The 19,177-nt window shown below is 65.0% G+C and carries 21 protein-coding genes; 7 read left to right on the plus strand and 14 right to left on the minus strand.

Annotation, left to right across the window (positions count from 1 at the left end; translation table 11 throughout):
• Positions 1-50 precede the first annotated feature (50 nt).
• From JQ566_RS07320 to JQ566_RS07330, 3 genes are all read left to right on the plus strand, one after another.
• Positions 51-278, plus strand: a complete 228-nt coding sequence (locus JQ566_RS07320; protein ID WP_018643436.1) for a F0F1 ATP synthase subunit C — start codon at positions 51-53, stop codon at positions 276-278.
• Between the two features lie 61 nt (positions 279-339).
• On the plus strand, positions 340-906 hold the full coding sequence (locus JQ566_RS07325) for a F0F1 ATP synthase subunit B family protein (protein ID WP_212371362.1): 567 nt from the start codon (positions 340-342) through the stop codon (positions 904-906).
• A gap of 5 nt (positions 907-911) precedes the next feature.
• Positions 912-1,397, plus strand: coding sequence for a F0F1 ATP synthase subunit B family protein (locus JQ566_RS07330; RefSeq protein WP_212371364.1), 486 nt, complete (start codon positions 912-914; stop codon positions 1,395-1,397).
• Between the two features lie 231 nt (positions 1,398-1,628).
• On the opposite strand, the gene JQ566_RS07335 is transcribed toward JQ566_RS07330, so the two are convergent.
• The 5 genes from JQ566_RS07335 to JQ566_RS07355 form a co-directional block, all read right to left on the minus strand.
• On the minus strand, positions 1,629-2,279 hold the full coding sequence (locus tag JQ566_RS07335; protein ID WP_212371534.1) for a hypothetical protein: 651 nt from the start codon (positions 2,277-2,279) through the stop codon (positions 1,629-1,631).
• A 186-nt stretch (positions 2,280-2,465) separates the two neighbouring features.
• Positions 2,466-3,053: a GNAT family N-acetyltransferase gene (locus tag JQ566_RS07340; RefSeq protein ID WP_212371366.1), complete on the minus strand. Its 588-nt coding sequence runs from the start codon at positions 3,051-3,053 to the stop codon at positions 2,466-2,468.
• A gap of 39 nt (positions 3,054-3,092) precedes the next feature.
• Positions 3,093-4,382 carry a M16 family metallopeptidase gene (locus JQ566_RS07345; protein ID WP_212371369.1) on the minus strand — a complete coding sequence of 430 codons (1,290 nt, stop codon included), beginning with the start codon at positions 4,380-4,382 and terminating at the stop codon, positions 3,093-3,095.
• Complete coding sequence (gene thrC, locus JQ566_RS07350) at positions 4,379-5,797, minus strand: threonine synthase (protein WP_212371371.1); 1,419 nt, start codon at positions 5,795-5,797, stop codon at positions 4,379-4,381. The genes JQ566_RS07345 and thrC overlap by 4 nt, the downstream gene beginning before the upstream one ends.
• Positions 5,798-6,346: 549 nt before the next feature.
• Positions 6,347-6,991 carry a response regulator transcription factor gene (locus JQ566_RS07355; RefSeq protein ID WP_212371373.1) on the minus strand — a complete coding sequence of 215 codons (645 nt, stop codon included), beginning with the start codon at positions 6,989-6,991 and terminating at the stop codon, positions 6,347-6,349.
• A gap of 86 nt (positions 6,992-7,077) precedes the next feature.
• Between JQ566_RS07355 and JQ566_RS07360 the strand changes: the two genes are divergently transcribed.
• Positions 7,078-8,418 carry an ATP-binding protein gene (locus JQ566_RS07360; protein ID WP_212371375.1) on the plus strand — a complete coding sequence of 447 codons (1,341 nt, stop codon included), beginning with the start codon at positions 7,078-7,080 and terminating at the stop codon, positions 8,416-8,418.
• Here the strand turns inward: JQ566_RS07360 and JQ566_RS07365 are convergent.
• The 9 genes from JQ566_RS07365 to coxB form a co-directional block, all read right to left on the minus strand.
• Positions 8,415-8,780 (minus strand): nuclear transport factor 2 family protein, encoded by a 366-nt coding sequence (locus JQ566_RS07365; RefSeq protein ID WP_212371377.1) that lies wholly within the window; start codon positions 8,778-8,780, stop codon positions 8,415-8,417. The two genes, JQ566_RS07360 and JQ566_RS07365, sit on opposite strands and share 4 nt — an antisense overlap.
• 114 nt (positions 8,781-8,894) lie before the next feature.
• The gene (locus JQ566_RS07370; protein WP_212371379.1) at positions 8,895-9,647 is read right to left on the minus strand and encodes an SURF1 family protein; all 753 of its coding nucleotides are present in this window, start codon (positions 9,645-9,647) and stop codon (positions 8,895-8,897) included.
• On the minus strand, positions 9,644-10,045 hold the full coding sequence (locus tag JQ566_RS07375) for a DUF983 domain-containing protein (RefSeq protein ID WP_212371381.1): 402 nt from the start codon (positions 10,043-10,045) through the stop codon (positions 9,644-9,646). Before JQ566_RS07375 ends, JQ566_RS07370 begins: the two co-directional genes overlap by 4 nt.
• 96 nt (positions 10,046-10,141) lie before the next feature.
• Positions 10,142-11,038 (minus strand): cytochrome c oxidase subunit 3, encoded by an 897-nt coding sequence (locus JQ566_RS07380; protein ID WP_212371384.1) that lies wholly within the window; start codon positions 11,036-11,038, stop codon positions 10,142-10,144.
• 78 nt (positions 11,039-11,116) lie between these two features.
• Positions 11,117-11,755 (minus strand): cytochrome c oxidase assembly protein, encoded by a 639-nt coding sequence (locus JQ566_RS07385; RefSeq protein WP_212371386.1) that lies wholly within the window; start codon positions 11,753-11,755, stop codon positions 11,117-11,119.
• 5 nt (positions 11,756-11,760) lie between these two features.
• On the minus strand, positions 11,761-11,937 hold the full coding sequence (locus tag JQ566_RS07390) for a CoxF protein (protein ID WP_212371388.1): 177 nt from the start codon (positions 11,935-11,937) through the stop codon (positions 11,761-11,763).
• Positions 11,934-12,878 carry a heme o synthase gene (locus JQ566_RS07395; RefSeq protein WP_212371390.1) on the minus strand — a complete coding sequence of 315 codons (945 nt, stop codon included), beginning with the start codon at positions 12,876-12,878 and terminating at the stop codon, positions 11,934-11,936. The genes JQ566_RS07390 and JQ566_RS07395 overlap by 4 nt, the downstream gene beginning before the upstream one ends.
• 61 nt (positions 12,879-12,939) lie before the next feature.
• Positions 12,940-14,556: a cytochrome c oxidase subunit I gene (gene ctaD, locus JQ566_RS07400; protein ID WP_212371392.1), complete on the minus strand. Its 1,617-nt coding sequence runs from the start codon at positions 14,554-14,556 to the stop codon at positions 12,940-12,942.
• A gap of 86 nt (positions 14,557-14,642) precedes the next feature.
• A complete protein-coding gene (gene coxB, locus JQ566_RS07405) occupies positions 14,643-15,497 on the minus strand; it encodes a cytochrome c oxidase subunit II (RefSeq protein WP_212371394.1) in 855 nt (284 codons plus the stop codon).
• Between the two features lie 459 nt (positions 15,498-15,956).
• On the opposite strand from coxB, the gene JQ566_RS07410 reads away from it, so the two are divergent.
• The 3 genes from JQ566_RS07410 (at position 15,957) to lepB (ending at position 19,004) form a co-directional block, all read left to right on the plus strand.
• Positions 15,957-16,490: an invasion associated locus B family protein gene (locus JQ566_RS07410; RefSeq protein WP_212371396.1), complete on the plus strand. Its 534-nt coding sequence runs from the start codon at positions 15,957-15,959 to the stop codon at positions 16,488-16,490.
• A 313-nt stretch (positions 16,491-16,803) separates the two neighbouring features.
• The gene (tldD, locus tag JQ566_RS07415; RefSeq protein WP_212371398.1) at positions 16,804-18,231 is read left to right on the plus strand and encodes a metalloprotease TldD; all 1,428 of its coding nucleotides are present in this window, start codon (positions 16,804-16,806) and stop codon (positions 18,229-18,231) included.
• The gene (lepB, locus tag JQ566_RS07420; protein WP_212371400.1) at positions 18,228-19,004 is read left to right on the plus strand and encodes a signal peptidase I; all 777 of its coding nucleotides are present in this window, start codon (positions 18,228-18,230) and stop codon (positions 19,002-19,004) included. The genes tldD and lepB overlap by 4 nt, the downstream gene beginning before the upstream one ends.
• Positions 19,005-19,177: the final 173 nt, after the last annotated feature.

Consider the following 19,177-nt stretch of genomic DNA (forward strand, 5'->3'; position numbering starts at 1 on the left):
GTCCGGGGAATTTCCACCCACAACCCCATCTTTCTTCCAAGGAGTCTAAAATGGATCCGGCAGCAGCAAAACTTATCGGCGCGGGCATCGCGTGCATCGGCATGGGCGGTGCGGGCGTCGGCGTGGGCGTGATCTTCGGCAACTACCTCGCCGCAGCCGTACGCAACCCCTCGGCCGCTCAGGGCCAGTTCGGCAACCTGATCTTCGGCTTCGCCGTGACCGAAGCGCTCGGCATCTTCTCGCTGCTGATTGCGCTGCTTCTGCTGTTCGTTTTCTGAGAACGACTTCTTTTCGCGCCGCTTCATCCGAAGCGGCGCGTGACAGCAACGGGAGTACTCCATGGCTGAGAGTCATGGCGGCGCAAAAGGTCCGGCGGCGGGCGCTCACACCGAGGCTGACGGTGGTCACCACGGTGGCGGCTTTCCGCCGTTCGAGAGCAGCACCTTTGCTTCGCAGCTGGTGTCGCTCGCGATCTTCTTCGTCGTGCTTTATGTGATCGTGTCCAAGCTCGCTCTGCCGAAGGTCGGCGGTGCGATCGAAGCGCGCCAGAACAAGATCGAGGGTGACCTCACTGAGGCGCAGGCGCTGAAGGACCAGTCCGAGGCCGCGCTGAAGGCCTATGAAAGCGAGCTCGCTTCGGCGCGCACGCGTGCACAGGCGATCGGCAACGAATCCCGCGACAAGGCGAATGCGCAGGCGGACGCCGAACGCAAGGCGCTGGAAGGGCAGTTGGCGGCCAAGCTCGCTGAGGCGGAGAAGACCATCGCCTCGACCCGCACGACCGCCATGAGCAACGTCCGCGGCATCGCGGCCGATGCCGCAGGCCAGATCGTGCAGCAGCTCACCGGCGTCATACCGGATGCCGCGTCGGTCAATGCCGCCGTTGACGCGTCCTTGAAGGGTTAGTCGAGATGTTTTTCGATCCTGAAACCTGGGTCGCCGTCGCCTTCGTGATCCTGATGGTCGTGTTCGGCTATCTCGGGGTCTTCAAGTCGGCGATCACCGCGCTGGATCATCGCGCCGCCCGCATCAAGGCCGAGCTCGACGACGCCGCGCGCCTCAAGCTGGAGGCGGCCAAGGTGCTCGCCGACTACAAGGCGCGCAGTGCCACGGCCGAGCGCGAGGCTGCCGACATCATCGCCAACGCCAAGGCCGAAGCCGAGCGCATCGCTGCCGACGCCAAGGCGAAGATGGAGGACTTCGTCGCCCGCCGCACCAAGACCGCGGAGAGCAAGATCGCGCTCGCCGAGGCCCAGGCACTGGCCGATGTCCGCGCCGCCGCCGCGGAAGCCGCCGTCCAGGCCGCCTCGACGATCCTGTCGCAGTCGGTCAAGGGCCAGGTCGCCGACGACCTGCTCGCCAAGGGCATCAACGAGGTTCGGCAGAAGCTGAACTGAGACTTCGGCCCGCACCAATCAAAAAGCCGGCGCGATCAGCGCCGGCTTTTTTGTTTGTCGGGTAACAGCATCCACAATCGCGGTGTCATCACCCGCCTTGTGCGCACTTGCGCACTGGGGCGGGTGATCCAGTACGCCGCGGGCGTCTCGGTTCAAGCAGCGCGGCCTCTGGAATACTGGATTGCCCGCCTTCGCGGGCAATGACAGCTGAGATTGCCGCAAGACCTCACCCTACTTCTTCTTCCGCCCCTTCGGCTCGGGCGAGAGCGCCTGCGGATCGAAGCCGACGTAGAAGATGTAGGAATCGGCGACCGCGGCTGAGGGCACGGGATAGGCCAGATCCTCGGCAATGAAAGTGAAGGGCACACTGCCGCCATCCGACATCGCCACCGTCGTCCGGTAGGCCTTCGAGGCGATGACCTTTTCGCCGACGCCGCCCTGCACCACCGCAATACGCAAGGGCACCTCGACGGTCGCAGGCGCGCCGGCGGGACCTGCGATGACGCGGCCCTGGATGCCGATCCGGGCGGTGATATCGCCGCCGCTCCGGGCGCATTCGCGCGCCATCTTGGTGATCGTTGCCTGGAAGCGGATGTCGCTACCGACGGCCGGCTTGCCGGTCGCACCGACCGCATAGGTGGAGGCGCCGGAGCGCACGGTGACCTGCGGGCAATCGATGTCGTCTTCGGCTGGCTGGCCGGTTGCGGGCGCCGGATTGGGCTGGGCCGGCTCGTCCGGCTTGCCGCCGAACAGGCTCTTGAAGCGGTCGCTCAAGGACTGAGCCGCCGCCGGCGAGACGGACGCGAGCGCAACTGACAACGCCAACGCGACCGCCGTCCCACGCCGCAACGTCGTCCGCGATGACCGAAGCTCCTTCACCATCGACACCCATACTCCATCACAACATCCGGACCGATCCGCCGGCCGGCCCGCGCCGTTATATCGCCAAAATCGGCGAACCCAAGGCAGGTTAATAAGGCAAGCCAATAAGGCAGGCCAATAACGCAAGCGAATAGGACAGCAAACAAGGCGGGACCATCGAGACCTTGGCCGCACGAGGATGGCTGCTCAGCCGCGGAAATCCTCGTGCAGCAGGCCGAACAGCAGGTGATCCTGCCAGATCCCATTGATGCAGAGATAACGGCGAGCCAGGCCCTCGCGGGAGAAGCCGCACTTCTCCAGCACCCGGATCGACGGCGCATTGGTCGGGATGCAGGCGGCCTCGACCCGGTGCAGGTTGAGCTCGCCGAACAGCGTCGGCAGCAGCACCCGCAGCGCTGCCGTCATGTAGCCGCGATGGGCATGAGGCTGGCCGACCCAGTAGCCGATGGTGCCGGCCTGCACGATGCCACGCCGGACATTGGCCAGCGTGATGCCGCCGACCAGGGCGCCGTCGAGCTCTCGGAAGATCAGGAAGGGATAGGAACGGTCCGCGGCAATGTCCTCGGAATAGCGGCGCAGGCGGCGGCGGAAGCCGGACCGGGTGAGATCGTCAGACGGCCAGATCGGCTCCCAAGGCGTGAGATAGTCGCGGCTGGTTTCGCGCAAATGAGCCCATTGCAGGAAGTCCGACATTTGCGGCGCGCGCAGCAACAGCCCGTTGCCGCGCGGCGCGAGGGCGGCGGGTCCACTTGATGGCAGGCGAAAGAGGGCCATGGTGATGCTTTCCGGGGCGACCTCGCTGTAGCGCGGCTCCTAATGCAACCGCGCCTTGGCGCGCGCCCGGGTCAATCCTTCCGCAAAAGATACCGCCGTGTCCAGACCCCTGCCACTGCCCAGTGCGACAACGGCGGGCCGGCTCCGCGACAGCAGGGCACGCGCCGCGTCCCGCGTCGATTCGACGCTCACGGCGTCGATCCGGGCCACCAGTTCCTGCGCCGTCTGCGGCCGCCCATAGGCGAGCACATGCCGGGCGAGCTGCTCGGCACGGGAGGAGCAGCTCTCCATTGCCATCAGGAGACCCGCCTTCATCTGCGCCTTGGCCCGGGCGATCTCGGCCTCGGTCAGAGTCTCCACCGAATCATTCATGATGTCGACCACGACCTCCATCATCTCCGGCGCGTCGGCCGGATCGGTGCCGGTGTAGAGGCCGAAGAAGCCGGTATCGGTGTAGGGCGCGTGGAAGGTATAGATGGAATAGCAGAGGCCGCGCTTTTCGCGCACCTCCTGGAACAGGCGCGACGACATTCCGCCGCCGAGGATGTTGGTGAAGACCTGGAGCGAGAACAGCGACGCGTCGGTCTGCGGCACGCCTTCCAGCGCCAGCGTCAGATGCGCCTGCTCGAGCTCGCGATGCACCACCTTGGCGCCGCCCTTACCGAACTGAGCGGTCTGCGGCTTCGGCCCCGGCGTCCCCTCGAAACTGGCAAAGCGTCTCTCGACCTCGGCGACGACCTGCTTGTGATCAACCGCGCCGGCCGCCGCCACCACCATGTCGGGCCCGCGATAATGCGTCGAGAGGTAGCCACGCAGCATGTCCCGGTTGAAGGCGCGCAGCGTCTTCGCCGTGCCGAGCAGCGAGCGGCCCATCGGCTGGTCGGGGTAGCAAAGCTCGTTCAGATGCTCGAACACGACGTCGTCGGGCGTATCCTGCGCGGCACCGATCTCCTGCACGATGACGCTCTTCTCGCGCTCCAGCTCGTCGGGCTCGAAGGCGGGATTGGCGAGGATGTCGGCGAGCACATCGAGCGCGAGCGGCACGTCGGCCCTCAGCACCCGCGCGTAATAGGACGTGGTCTCGGTCGAGGTGCCGGCATTGAGGTCGCCGCCGACCGCCTCGATCTCCTCGACGATCTCGCGCGAAGAGCGCTTCGTCGTGCCCTTGAACGCCATGTGCTCGAGCAGATGCGAGATGCCGTGCTCGTTGGGCTTTTCGTCGCGTCCGCCGACGCCGGCCCAGACGCCGAGCGCCGCAGTTTCGAGATGAGGCATCTCGTCGGTGACGACGGTCAGGCCGGAGGCAAGCTTGGACATCTCGACGCTCATCCGGCAACTCCCTGCTTTGCGGCGCGGCTGACCGACAGCACGAACCGCTCGACCTCGGCCTGCTCGTTCTTCATCACCCTCATGTGTTCGGATTTGGTCATCAAGCCGTCGAGCCAAGCCGGCAGTTGCGGCCGCTGGCCGCAGGCCGCCTCGACAGCGTCGGGGAATTTGGCCGGATGGGCGGTGGAGAGCACGATGCTCGGCACCCTCGTGTCGGTGGTGTCGCGGTCCGCGACGGCGAGCGCCACGGCCGTATGAGGATCGACCAGTTCGCCTGCTTCGCGCCAGGCGGCGCGGATCGCAGCCGCAGTCTCGGTCTCGTCGGCGCGCCCGGCATCGAACTCCTCGCGGATCGCGGCGAGCGTCGCATCGGGCAGCACGAAACGTCCGGACTGCTTCAGCGACTCCATCAGACGGCGCACGCCTGCTGCGTCGCGCCGGCTTGCCTCGAACAGCAGTCGCTCGAAATTCGAGGAGATCTGGATGTCCATCGACGGCGACGCCGTCGCGTGCACCTCGCGCACCTCGTAAATTCCAGTCTTCAGCGTGCGCGCCAGGATGTCGTTGACGTTGGCTGCGATGCGCAGGGTGCGCACCGGCAGCCCCATGCGCTTGGCGACATAGCCGGCGAAGATGTCGCCGAAATTGCCTGTCGGCACGACGAAATCGACCGCGCGCGCCGGCGCACCGACGGCGACGGCGGAGGTGAAATAGTAGACCACCTGGGCGACGATGCGCGCCCAGTTGATGGAATTGACGCCGGACAGCGAGGTCGCATCGCGGAAGCGATGGTTGTTGAACATCCCCTTCACGAGCGCCTGGCAATCATCGAACGTGCCCTCGATGGCGAGCGCGTGCACATTGGCCGCTCCCGTCGTCGTCATCATCCGTTGCTGCACCTCGGAGATGCGGCCGTGCGGAAACAGCACGATGAGGTCCACATTCTCGAGTCCGGCAAAGGCTTCGACCGCGGCGCCGCCGGTATCGCCCGATGTCGCGACCACGATGGTGGTGCGCTGGCCGCGCTTTTCGAGCACGTGGTCCATCAGCCGCGAGATCAGCTGCATCGCCACGTCCTTGAAGGCGAGCGTCGGACCGTGGAACAGCTCGAGCACGAACTGATGCGGCGACATCTGGCGCAGCGGCACCACCGCGGGATGGCGGAAGGTGGCATAGGCCTCGTTCGCCATGCGGCCGAGCTCGGCGTCCGAGATCTCGCCGCCGGCGAAGGGACGAATCACATCGACCGCGACCTCCCAATAGGGCCGGCCGAAGAAGCCGGCGATCGCCTCGGTCGGGAGCTGCGGCCACGTCGCCGGCACATACAGGCCACCGTCACGGGCAAGCCCGGTCAGCATCACGTCACAGAAGCCGAGTTCGGGGGCCTCGCCCCGGGTCGAGATATAACGAGTCAAACTGCCCTCCAAAGGCGGGGCAAGTCGAAACTCACCCCTTAAGCCTTTGATTTTACGAAATTACTTGTTAACAGCCAGAGGCTTTGAGCCACCATAGAGTGTTTTGCGGCATCGGGAAACCGCTTCCGGCTCACCCCTCGCCCAATGAAAAAGGGCTGCGGCATTGCCGCAGCCCTTCTCTTGGAAGGTCTGTCGTTGTGTGCAGACCGGTTTGCCTCGTCGGGGTCGCGGACCCGTCAAAACTGTTCCGGCAAGCTTTCGTCGCCTGTCACGAAATCGTCAAGGGACAAAACCGCGAGTGCCGAAAAATGTTCCTGTTCTTCCCGATCCACTTCCGGCCCCCTCCTCTTGCAAGGCGGCCAAGCGCTGCCGCCAAATGCCGCTTTTTCCCGAAATATCGGCCGCTGCAGGAACGAAGGCAGCCTCGGCCCATTGTGCCCGCGGACGGCTGTCAGCCCGTTGCCCATGCATTGCCCGGCCAACGGCGGCGTCGATCCGTCGACCGAACCGCTGCATCCTGGAGCAGCCGGTTCGGTCGCTGGCGGAGGGTCAATTCATCCCGATTTCCACTGCGATCCGGATCAGGTCGGAGTGGTTCTTGGCGCCCAGCTTCTGCTTGAGCAGGGATGTGGTGTTGGCGACCGTCTTGTAGGAGATGCCGAGCGCCTCGGCGACCTCGACGATCTTGTCGCCGCGTCCAAGCAGGCGGAGAATTTCGAGCTCCCGCGGCGTCATCTGCGAGGCCGGATTGGCCTTGATCGCCGCGCCGGAAAACGTCACGGCCTCCGCAAGCTGCGGCGAGATGAAATTGTCGCCCGCGACCACCTTGCGCACCGCTTTCAGCAGGATCCTGGGATCATCGCCCTTGGAGACATAGCCCTGCGCCCCAAGCTCGACGGCCCGCACCACGAAGGCCGGATCTTCGTTCATGCTGAACATGATGATCTTGGCGCCGGGATCGTCCTTGCGGATGCGTCGCATCAGCTCGAAGCCGGAGACGTCGGGCAGGCTGATGTCGATCACGGTGACGTCGGGCCGCTTGCTGACATAAGCGCGATGTCCGGATTTGGCATCGGTCGCTTCGTCAATGCGAATTGAGTGGTCGGAAGCGAACAGGGTGCGGCAACCCGACAGCACCACGGGATGGTCGTCGACGATCAGGACCCTGGTCGCCAGCTTGGCGGTATCTTGCATCGCGCACCCTCTTGTTCTTCGACTCATAGACCGGCGGGAACAAATGGAAAGAGAAAATCCCGCCGATGCGCGTTAGAATTGACCTAATGTGGCAACGACTTTCGTTCAGGACGCAACTGTTTCTTCCGCTCGGCGCCAGCTTTCTCGCGGCGCTGATCCTGGGTGGCGTGCTGCTCCAGATGTTCGCGACCGGCCAATTGGCGGAGGAGAACGAGCCGCGACGGCGTTCGACAGAGGCCATCGCCGCCGCGCTCAACAACACCCTGAGCGCATCGGTCAATCCACGGCAGACGCTCGACGCCTTTGTCCGTTCTTTGGACAGCTCCTCGGACATCCAATTCCGTGCCGTGGAAGCAGGTCCCACGCCGTCGACGAAGGACGACCTGCGCAAGCCGCATGGCGTGCCGCAATGGTTCATCGACCTTCTCGCCATCCCCGACATCGAGGCGGCATCCCCGGTGATGATCGACGGCAGGCGTATCGGCGACATCGTATTCCTGCCGGACATGTCGGCCGATCTGTTCGAGAAATGGATCGGCTTTCTCGCGCTGACCAGCCTGGTTGCCGTGCTGATGGTTCTTACCGGCACGATCGCCTATGTCCTGGCCGGATCTGTCCTGCGCCCCCTGCAAGATCTCGGCGAAGGTCTCACGCGAATACGACGGGGCGACTACACTAGGCCGATTCCGGTCGGGGGTCCGCCGGAAATTCGGCAAGGCTGCGAGGAGGCGAATGCGCTGGTCGCGACGCTGGCGCAATTGAGCCAGGACAATCGCGATCTGATGCACCGCCTGGTGTCGCTCCAGGACGACGAGCGGCGCGATCTCGCCCGCGAACTGCACGACGAGCTCGGACCGCTGCTGTTCAGCATCCGCGCCGGCACGATCGCGCTGGTCGAGGCCTCTCAGCCGGTGGGAAATCTCGGCAATTCGGCACAGGATCTGCTGCGATCGGTCGAGGCACTCCAGCAGACCAGCCGCCGGATTCTCGACCGGCTGCGGCCGCTTTATATCGAGGAACTGGGCCTTTGGACCAGCGTGCAGACCCTGCTCCGGAACTTTCGCAAGCAGGCACCGCATATCGTCCTGACAGACACGATCGATGCCGATCTGAACGTGATCGACGGGCCGTTGGCTCAGACCGTGTATCGGGTGATCCAGGAGGCACTGACCAACGTGCTCCGCCATGCCAAGGCCAGCACCGCCCACGTGCAGGCGACCGTCGCCGGCGAGACGCTCATCGTCGAGATCTCCGACGATGGCGGCGGTTTTCCTGCGGGCAACATCTTCGGCCGGGGCCTGACCGGCATGCAGGAGCGCGTGCGTGCACTCAGCGGATCGCTGTCCCTGTTGCGCGTGGATGAACGAACCTACGTGCGCTGCCGCCTTCCGGCACGGACGACGCGGGACGCGCCAGCATCAGGCTAGCACGCGCAGCCATCATGCGCGTTCTGTCGCGCCGGTTCGCACAGCGTGCTGTGGATCTTGCCATCCAGGCCGAAGCGGAACGAGGCCTGAATGCGCAGTGCGCCGGCGACGGAATATTCGAGATCGATGCCGTGGGGCGCGGGATGGATCTCCTCCAGACCGAAACCTGCCGACGAGAAGGCGCTGAGCCGCGGCTGCCAATAGGCCTCGATCTCGCTCCGGCCGCGGTAGCGCCGCGTGCCGTTACACGTGCATTCGAGCTGCGCATCGTCCGCATAGAGTTCGAGCAGTGTCGCGAGGTCGCCCTTCCGGCAGGCGTCCACCCAATCAACGATAATTCCCATCTGGTCGAAATCGCTCACGCCGCAATCCTGTCTGCCGCCGACAACACCGACGGCTTAGGACCACACTCGTGAATCTGCGCTGAATAATATACCCCGGACAATACCGGATTCCATCGAACTATCTGCATGAGTTCAGCTCTGCCGCCGGCCTCTTGCCCACACGGCGAAGGCGATCAGCACAGCGCCTGCAAGCGTGAACCAGGTAACAGCATATTGCAGGTGGTCGTCCTTCAGATTCACCGCGAGCGGGCCCGGACGCGGAATGCCGTTCGCGGGCGCGGGCTGCTCGAGGTCGATATAGAACGGCGCAACCGCGTCCCAGCCGAGCGCGCTTGCGATTCTCAGATGATCGCGCACGAACCAGAGCCGCTTGTCGCGATTCTCCGCCGGCGTCAGCCAGCCTGGCGCCTCGGGAAAGCGCAGATAGCCGGTGAACGCCACCGGTTGGCCCGTGACGAGCTTCTTCACCGCGCGATCCTCGACACCGCGGTCCTGCATCGTGTTCTCGACGAAGCCCGCATCGATCACGACCGTCTCGCCGCCGGGAAGCCGGGCCGGCAGGAATGCCCAGGTGCCCGGGCCGGAGGCGTCCTTGCGCACCGCGGAGCCGGAGGAATAGACCATCGCATCGGGCAGGGCTGCATAGGTCGCGGTGAAGCTGACGCGGCGGAATTCATCGCGGACAGGATTCAGCGCGGCCCATTGCGCGGACGGCGGCAGCGCCGTCGGCGGCGCCGCAAGCCGTTCGGTGAGTGCCGCAATGAGCTCGTGCTTGGCTGTCCGGCGCTGCAACTGCCAGACACCGAGCGCGACGAACGCAGCCGTCAGGAACAGCGTGAACAGCGCGAAGCCGGCCACGCGGGCCTTGCGCGCAGGCTCGTTCATTTCGAGCGATCGACCAACCGGCCCGGCGCCGCCTTGTGGTGGAACTGCAGCGCGATCAGCAGCGATTTCATCGCCCGCAGCGGCAACAGCGTGGTGGCGAGAATCAGCGGCAGCCAGAGCACGGCATGAAGCCAGTATGGCGGCTGGTATTTGACTTCGACGATGAGTGCGCACGCAACAACGATGCCGCCGGCCAGCATGATGATGAAGATCGCCGGACCGTCGCCGGTATCGATGAAGGCGTAGTCGAGGCCGCAACGGTCGCAAGCGGGCGCGAGCGTCAGGAAGCCCGCATAGAGCTTGCCCTGGCCGCAGCGCGGGCATTTGCAGGCAAGCCCGCGCATCGCGCTTTGCAGGACGGTGGTTTCGGGCTGGGGATTGCTGGCGGTGTCGTTCATGATGGCGGACCCTATCACAGTTTCCGCCGAACTTCCGGCGGCCGGAAAGCGAAAGGGCGGCCCTGCGGCCGCCCTTTCTGATCGGCTCGATACGGCTCAGTGTGCGGCGTGGGCCATGGTCTCGGCGCCACGTCCCCAGACGTAGATGCAGAGGAACAGGAACAGCCAGACCACGTCGACGAAGTGCCAGTACCAGGCGGCGAATTCGAAGCCGAGATGCTGCTTCGGCGTAAAATGGCCGGCATAGGCGCGGACCAGGCAGACCAGCAGGAAGATCGTGCCGACCAGCACGTGGAAGCCGTGAAAGCCGGTCGCCATGAAGAAGGTCGCGCCGTAGACGTTGCCGGCAAAGGAGAACGCCGCGTGGCTGTACTCATAGGCCTGCACGCAGGTGAAGAGCGCGCCGAGCACGACGGTGAGGATCAGGCCGTATTTCAGGCCCTGGCGATCGTTCTCGAGCAGCGCATGGTGCGCCCAGGTCACGGTGGTGCCTGACGTCAGCAGGATCAGTGTGTTCAGCAGCGGCAGATGCCAGGGATCGAAAGTCTCGATGCCCTTCGGCGGCCAGGTGCCGGGGACCGCGCAGGCACCGGGCTGGGTGCCGAGGCCGCAGCCGAACACCGCATCGCGGGTGGCGTGGACGGCGTCGGCCGGAAACAGCGCCGCGTTGAAATAAGCCCAGAACCAGGCGACGAAGAACATCACCTCGGAGGCGATGAACAGGATCATGCCGTAGCGGTGATGCAGCTGCACGACGCGGGTATGGTCGCCCTTGTACTGAGCTTCCTTGATCACGTCGCCCCACCAGCTCGCCATGGTGTAGAGCACGCCCACGGTGCCGACGCCGAACACGATCGGCGCCGCGGAGAACATGTGGTGCATCCAGGCGATCGCGCCGACCGCCATGATGAAAGCCGAAAGCGAGCCGACGGCCGGCCAGGGAGAGGGATCGACCAGGTGATAGTCGTGATGCTTGGTGTGCGCCGTGGCCATTTCCGTCTCTCTCCTCAATCCCGTGCCTATCAGGCACTTATCCCCTTGTTTCCAACCGCCTGAGCGTCAGCCCGGCGGTCAAAGATTTCCCTTGCGCTTGTCGTCCTCGCTGGCGGCGAGCGGCTTCACCACCGGATCGCGCACCGGATAGAACGTGTAGGACAGCGTGATCGTGTTCAGCCCGTCGTTCTCGCGGTCCTCGGCGATCGAGGGATCGACGTAGAACACGACCGGCATCTCGCGCTTCTCGCCGGGCGCCATGGTCTGCTCGGTGAAGCAGAAGCAGTTGATCTTCTGGAAGTAGGAGCCGACCGTCAGCGGCGCGACGTTGTAGGCGGCCTGGCCCGCAGTGGTTCGCGCGGCCTGATTGGTCACGGTGTAGAAGACAGTCACGACCTGGCCGATATTGACCTCGATCTCGCTCTGCTCCGGCTCGAACTTCCAGGGCAGCCCGGGCGCGACGTTGGAATCGAAGCGCACCGAGATCTTCCGCGCGATCGGGCCAGTGGCCGGCGCCGAGGTTGCAACCTGCGTCGTGCCGTTGAAGCCGGTGGCGCGGCAGAACCAGTTGTAGAACGGCACCGCCGCGTAGGAGGCCCCGACCATCAGCGCGACCACGCCGCCGCAGATGGAAGCAACCACCACATCCCGACCCAGCCCGCGGCCCTTGCCCGGCTTGGCGCTGACGTCCCGCGATATGGTCGGCTCGTGATCCATGTTTCCTACATCGGCCGCACGAGTACTGCCGGCCCCTTGACCATGGTGACGGCGAAGAACAGCACCACGAGGACGCCGAGCGCCAAGGCGATGGCAATGGAGCGCTGACGACGGCTCTTCCGTTGCGCCTCGGTGAGGACGATTCCATCTGGCTCGCGTTTGTCGGCCATCGCTGCGATCATGCGCCCCCTGCCATCGGAGCAAGCGCCCGATACACGACCTCGGCCAGCAGGGTCGCGAACAGCGCGAACAGATACAGGATCGAGAAGGCAAACAGCTTGCGGGTTGCGCGCAGCGACTGGCTGCGTTCGCGGCGCATATAGACGTTGATCGCGAGCACCAGCATGCCGGCGCCGAGGATCAGCGAGACGATGCCGTAGACCGCGTCGAAATAGCCGAGCGCCCAGGGCGCAGCGGCAACCGCGATCAGCACGATGGTGTAAAGCAGGATCTGCAGCCGCGTCGCGTCGGGACCGGCGACGTTGGGCAGCATCGGAATGCCGGCACGCGCGTAGTCGTCGGAGCGGAACAGCGCCAGCGCCCAGAAATGCGGCGGGGTCCAGAAGAAGATGATGGCAAACAGCAGCAGCGGCTCGACATCGACCGTGCCCGTCACCGAGGCCCAGGCCACCACCGGCGGTAGCGCGCCGGCCGCGCCGCCGATCACGATGTTCTGCGCGGTCCAGCGCTTCAGCCACATCGTGTAGATCACGACGTAGAAGAAGATGGTGAAGGCGAGCAGTGCGCCCGCGACCCAGTTGACGAGGATGCCGAGCGTCATCACCGAGAAGAAGGCGAGCGTCATGCCGAACGCCATGGCTTCAGGGCTCGTGATGCGGCCGCGCGGGATCGGCCGGTTCGCCGTGCGCGACATCTTGGCGTCGATGTCGCCTTCGAGCGCCATGTTGAGTGCCCCGGAGGCGCCGGCGCCGACCGCAATGCAGAGCAGCGAGGTGATGGCCAGCACGGGGTGGAAATGCCCGGGCGCCATCGCCATCCCGACCAGCGCGGTGAAGATCACCAGCGACATCACCCGCGGCTTGAGCAACGCGATGTAGTCGGCCACCTCCGCTTCGGAGATGCGGGGATTGATGTCGGCAGCGTGGTGGTCGAGGACGGACACTTAATTCAACTCGCTTCGTTATAGAGCCGCGGCGCCCGTCACGGGCGCCGCGGGAGATCGATCACTGTACGCGGGGCAGCACTTCGAACTGGTGGAAGGGCGGCGGCGAGGACAGCGTCCATTCCAGCGTGGTCGCACCCGCACCCCACGGATTGGCGCCCGCCGGCACCTTCTTCATGAAGGCGTCGATCACGCAGTAGAGGAAGATCAGGACGCCGAAGCCGGAGATGTAGGAGCCGAGCGAGGAGACCAGGTTCCAGCCCGCGAACGCGTCGGGATAGTCGACGTAACGGCGCGGCATGCCGGACAGGCCGAGGAAGTGCTGCGGGAAGAACACCAGGTTGACGCCGATGAAGGTGACCCAGAAGTGCGCCTTCGCCAACGTCTCATTGTACATGTAGCCCGACATCTTCGGGAACCAGTAGTACCAGCCCGCGAAGATCGCGAACACCGCACCGAGCGACAGCACGTAATGGAAGTGCGCGACGACGTAGTAGGTCTCCTGGAGCACGCGATCGACACCCGCGTTCGCCAGCACGACGCCGGTGACGCCGCCGATCGTGAACAGGAAGATGAAGCCCACCGCCCAGATCATCGGGGCGCGGAATTCGATCGAGCCGCCCCACATCGTGGCGACCCAGGAGAAGATCTTCACGCCGGTCGGAACGGCGATGACCATCGTGGCCGCGACGAAGTAGGCCTGCGTCGCCGAGGACATGCCGACCGTGTACATGTGGTGCGCCCACACGACGAAGCCGATGCCGCCGATCGCGACCATGGCGTAGGCCATGCCGAGATAGCCGAACACGGGCTTGCGCGAGAAGGTCGAGACGATCTGGCTGATCATGCCGAAGCCGGGCAGGATCAGGATGTACACCTCGGGGTGACCGAAGAACCAGAACAGATGCTGGAACAGCACGGGGTCGCCGCCGCCGTCGGGCGCGAAGAACGTCGTGCCGAAATTGCGGTCGGTGAGCAGCATGGTGATCGCACCGGCGAGCACCGGCAGCGACAACAGCAGCAGGAACACCGTCACCAGGATCGACCACACGAACAGCGGCATCTTGTGCAGGGTCATGCCCGGCGCGCGCATGTTGAAGATGGTGGTGATGAAGTTGATGGCGCCGAGGATCGACGAGGCGCCCGCCAGGTGCAGCGACAGGATCGCGAAATCGACGGCCGGGCCCGGATGGCCGGAGCTCGACAGCGGCACGTACATGGTCCAGCCGGCACCGACGCCGTTGGCGCCCGGCTCGCCCTCGACGAAGGTCGACATCAAGAGCAGCGCGAAGGACGCCGGCAGCAGCCAGAACGAGATGTTGTTCATGCGCGGGAACGCCATGTCGGGCGCGCCGATCATCAGCGGCACGAACCAGTTGCCGAAGCCGCCGATCATCGCGGGCATGACCATGAAGAAGATCATGATCAGGCCGTGCGAGGTCACGAAGACGTTGTAGGTGTGGGTCTCGTGGAAGACCTGCACGCCCGGGTACATCAGCTCGGCCCGGATCGCGATCGACATCGCGGCACCGATGATGCCGGCGATGACCGCGAAGACCAGGTACATCGTGCCGATGTCCTTGTGGTTGGTCGAATAGACGTAGCGCCGCCATCCGGTCGGATGGGCATGCTCGTCATGATGCGCGTGATCGCCGTGTGCCGCTGCGCTCGTTGCCATTTTCAAATCCTGCCTTGCGTCCCATTCGGACCTTTGGAGGTCCCGCCCTTTTATCGCTTTCAGTCCCTCAAGCCGTCACCCGACGCTTACTGCGTCGGGCCGGCCGCGGAGGCGTAGGTGCTGGTGCCGCCGCTCGCATATTTCTTCTTCGCCGCCTCGACCCAGGAGGCGAACTCCTGGTCGCTCACGACACGCACGGCGATCGGCATGAAAGCGTGATCCTTGCCGCACAGTTCCGAGCACTGACCGTAGTACATGCCGGTCTTGGTGGCCTTGAACCAGGTCTCGTTCAGACGGCCCGGAATGGCGTCGATCTTGATGCCGAAAGCCGGCACCGCGAAGGCGTGGATGACGTCGGCGCCGGTGGTCTGGACGCGAATCACCTTGTTGACCGGCACCACCATCTCGTTGTCGACGCCGAGCAGGCGAGGCTGCTTGTCCTGCGCCATCAGCGAGTCGAACTCGAACTTGCCGTTATCCGGATAGGCATAGGACCAGTACCACTGCTTGCCGGTCGCCTTGATGGTCAGATCCGCCTTCGGCACGTCGAGCTCCAGGAACAGAAGCCGGAACGACGGCACCGAGACGCCGACCAGGATCAGCACCGGAACGAGCGTCCAGGCCACCTCGATCAGCGTGTTGTGGGTGGTCCGCGACGGCACCGGATTGGCCTTCGCGTTGAACTTGATGACCACGATCACAAGCAGCGCCAGGACGAACAGCGTGATCAGGGTGATCAGCACGAACAGGAAATTGTGGAACCAGACGATATTGTCCATCACCGGGGAACCGGACTGCTGGAGCGTCCACTCCCACGGCGCCGGCTGCCCGAGCTCGGCGAATGCCGCACCACCCGTCGCCAGCGTGACGCCAGCCGCCACCAAGGCGATGGTGGCCAATCCCAGCAATTGCCGGCCCACCCGACCCATCGACATCCTCATGCCGTTCGCGCTCCCCTTACGAAATCACCCCAAGTGCGCTCCCCTGTTTCCGGGAAACGCTTATTCGATCCGCCAGTCCGACAAACCGCCACGCAAGAATACCTCTAAGAGGAATTGGGGCCAGATCGCTAGAACGCGAAATCAAGCCTCTCAAACCATAATTCTTGATCTATCGCAATGCAGTCTTGAGCCTGGTCTGCCAGCGATCACCGGCAAGATATTTCCCAGTAACATCAGACAAAAATACCGTTTCCCGGGATGCTGCGGCTTGACAGCGGAATTGCCCGCGGTAGGCACTGGCAGACAGCCGCGCAGGAGCCTGATTCGTGCGGGCAATGGCGGTGTGGGCGGCGCGGAATTTGCTTGGGAATCGCCTTCAAGGCGCCGTCATTTCCGTATCAGTCCGCCAGATCAGTCCGCCAAGCGCGAGCGACCCAGGCGAGCAGAGGGACCGACCCGATGGAGCTTTCGAGATCGATGGCAAGGCCGGCGAACGGCCTCCCGGCGCTGGCCGCCCTCGTGGCTGCGATCGTCCTGCTGGCGCTTCCGGGCCTCGCCCATGCGCAGGGCGCGGTACGGTCCGTCCATGGCGACTGGCAGATCCGCTGCGACACTCCGCCGGGCGCCCAGACCGAGCAATGCGCCCTGATCCAGAGCGTGGTGGCCGAAGACCGCTCCAATGCCGGCCTGACCGTGATCGTGCTCAAGACCGCCGACCAGAAGAGCCGCCTGATGCGCGTGGTCGCCCCGCTCGGGGTCCTGTTGCCCTCGGGCCTCGGCCTCAAGCTCGACAACCAGGACGTCGGCCGCGCCGGCTTCGTCCGCTGCCTCCCCAACGGCTGCGTCGCCGAGGTCGTCCTCGAAGACAAGCTGCTCGGCCAGCTCCGCAGCGCCAAGACCGCGACCTTCATCATCTTCGAGACCCCCGAAGAAGGCATCGGCTTCCCGCTCAGCCTGAACGGGCTCGGCGAGGGCTATGACAAGCTGCCGTAGGGGTTTTTCGAACACCACGCTACGCTGCCAATCCCGTCATCCTGAGGCGCGAAGCCTGCGATGCGAAGCATCGCGAGCTGAGCCTCGAAGGATGAACGGCCGAGCTGCCAGCCGGGCCGTCGTCCTTCGAGGCTCGCCTTGCTTTGCAAGGCGAGCGCCTCAGGATGACGGTGATGGACCAAAGCTTTCGATCTGCACTTCGGATATGACAATGATTTCAATCATGTTGTTTCCGTAATGTGACGCCCCGCCTCTCGCGGAACCGGTCCGAAACCATTATCTTGCCCCACATCTTCCGCTAATGGACGGACGCATGACAAACCCTGCCACAACCTCCCTGCTCGACCGCGCCAATCTCGACCGCGACCAGGTTCGCCACGAGGTCGCGCGCGGACTTTCCGGTGCCGACGATGGCGAGCTGTTCCTGGAGTACAGCCAGACCGAAGCGCTGATGTTCGACAATGGGCGGCTGAAGCAGGCGACCTATGACACCTCGCAGGGCTTCGGCCTGCGCGCCGTCAAGGACGACGCGGTCGGTTATGCGCATTCCTCCGACGTCTCGCTGCCGGCGCTGATTCGCGCCGCCGACGCCGTCGCCGCCGTGCGGGGCGGTTACTCCGGCAGCTTCGCCGCGCCGCCCCCACACACCAATGTGCGGCTCTATGGCGACGACAATCCGCTGGATGCCCCGGGCTTCGAGACAAAAGTAAAACTGCTCGCCGAGATCGACGCTTACCTGCGCGACAAGGATCCGCGGGTGCGGCAGGTCAGCGTCAGCCTGGGCGCGACCTGGCAGGTGGTTGAAATCCTGCGGCCCGACGGCGAGAGCTATCGCGACATCCGCCCGCTGGTGCGCGTCAACATTTCCGTCGTCGCCGGCCAGGGCGACCGCCAGGAGAGCGGCAGCAAGGGCTATGGCGGCCGTGCCGGCTATGCCGAATTCATCGAGAGCAGGAGCTGGCGCGAGGCCGCCGACGGCGCCCTGCGCGAGGCGCTCGTCAACCTGGAATCGATTCCCGCCCCCGCCGGCGAGATGGACGTCGTGCTCGGCGCCGGCTGGCCCGGCGTGATGTTGCATGAAGCGGTCGGCCATGGCCTCGAGGGCGACTTCAACCGCAAGAAGACGTCCGCATTTGCGGGCCTGATGGGCCAGCAGGTCGCGGCCAAGGGCGTCACCGTGGTCGATGACGGCACCATGGCCTCGCGCCGTGGCTCGCTCTCGATCGACGACGAGGGCACGCCGACCAATCGCACCGTGCTGATCGAGGACGGCATCCTCGTCGGCTACATGCAGGACCGCCAGAACGCACGGCTGATGAACATGAAGCCGACCGGCAACGGCCGCCGCCAGGGTTATGCCCATGTGCCGATGCCGCGCATGACCAACACCTACATGCTCGCGGGCGACCGCGATCCGGCCGAGATCCTCGCCTCGGTGAAGAACGGCGTGTTCGCCGCGAATTTCGGCGGCGGCCAGGTCGACATCACCTCGGGCAAATACGTGTTCCAGTGCACCGAGGCCTACAAGATCGAGAACGGCAAGCTGGGTGCGCCGCTGAAGGGCGCCATGCTGATCGGCAACGGGCCGACCGACCTGCATCGCATCCGCATGATCGGCAACGACCTTGCGCTCGATACCGGCATCGGAACCTGCGGCAAGAACGGTCAGGGCGTGCCTGTCGGCGTCGGCCAGCCGTCGCTGCTGATGGAGCGTATCACGGTGGGTGGAACGGGCGCATGAGCGTTGAGAAGGCAACTGTCACCCCGAAGCGGAAAAGCAGCGGCTGGGGTGGGCAACTCGTGCAGCTCGCCGGCATCGTCGCCGCGGTCTTCATCGCCAAGGGCGCGCTCGCCGAGCCGTTCTACGTGCCGTCGGGCTCGATGGAGCCGACGCTGCTGATCGGGGATGCGCTGCTCGCCTCGAAATTCCCCTATGGCTACGGCACCTCGTCGCTGCCGATTCAGATCAGCCTGCCCGAGAGCGGCCGCGTCTTCGCGGAGACGCCGAAGCTCGGCGACGTCGTCGTGTTCCGCTGGCCCGGCGATCGCTCGCAGGCCTGGGTCAAGCGCGTCGTGGGTCTGCCCGGCGACCGCATCCAGATGCGGCAGGGCCAGCTCTTCATCAACGACCGCCCCGCCGAGCTGAAGCCCGATGGCATCGGCGCCGCCGAGGACGACCATGGCGGCAGCGAGCCCGCCTACCGCTATGTCGAGACGCTGCCGAACGGCGTCTCGCATCTGATCTTCAAGATGCGCGACAGCGGTCCGCTCGACAACACGCCCGAGGTGACGGTGCCATCAGGCCATCTCTTCGTGCTCGGCGACAACCGCGACAATTCCGCCGACAGCCGCGTGCCGCTGCGCTCCGGCGGCGTCGGCCTGTTGCCGATCGACAATCTGATCGGCCGTGCGGATGCGGTGCTCGGCTCCTGGGATCTCGGCATGCGCGGCCAGCCGGTGTGGACCTGGCTGTCCGGGTTCAGGCTCGCGCGGTTCTTCACCGCCGTGCATTGACGGAATCGTAGATCGTAGGGTGGGCAAAGCGGAAGCGTGCCCACCACGTCTGTCGCAACGTGGAGAGATGGTGGGCACGACGCGCGAAGAGCGCGCCTTTGCCCACCCTCATATGGGGATTTGCGAGTCAAGGCCTTTCGGTTGGCTTGAGTGAGTTTGGCGCGGTGCGAGGG

The organism is Bradyrhizobium sp. SZCCT0231 (genome assembly GCF_018130245.1).
GTDB classification, from domain to species: Bacteria; Pseudomonadota; Alphaproteobacteria; order Rhizobiales; family Xanthobacteraceae; genus Bradyrhizobium; species Bradyrhizobium japonicum_F.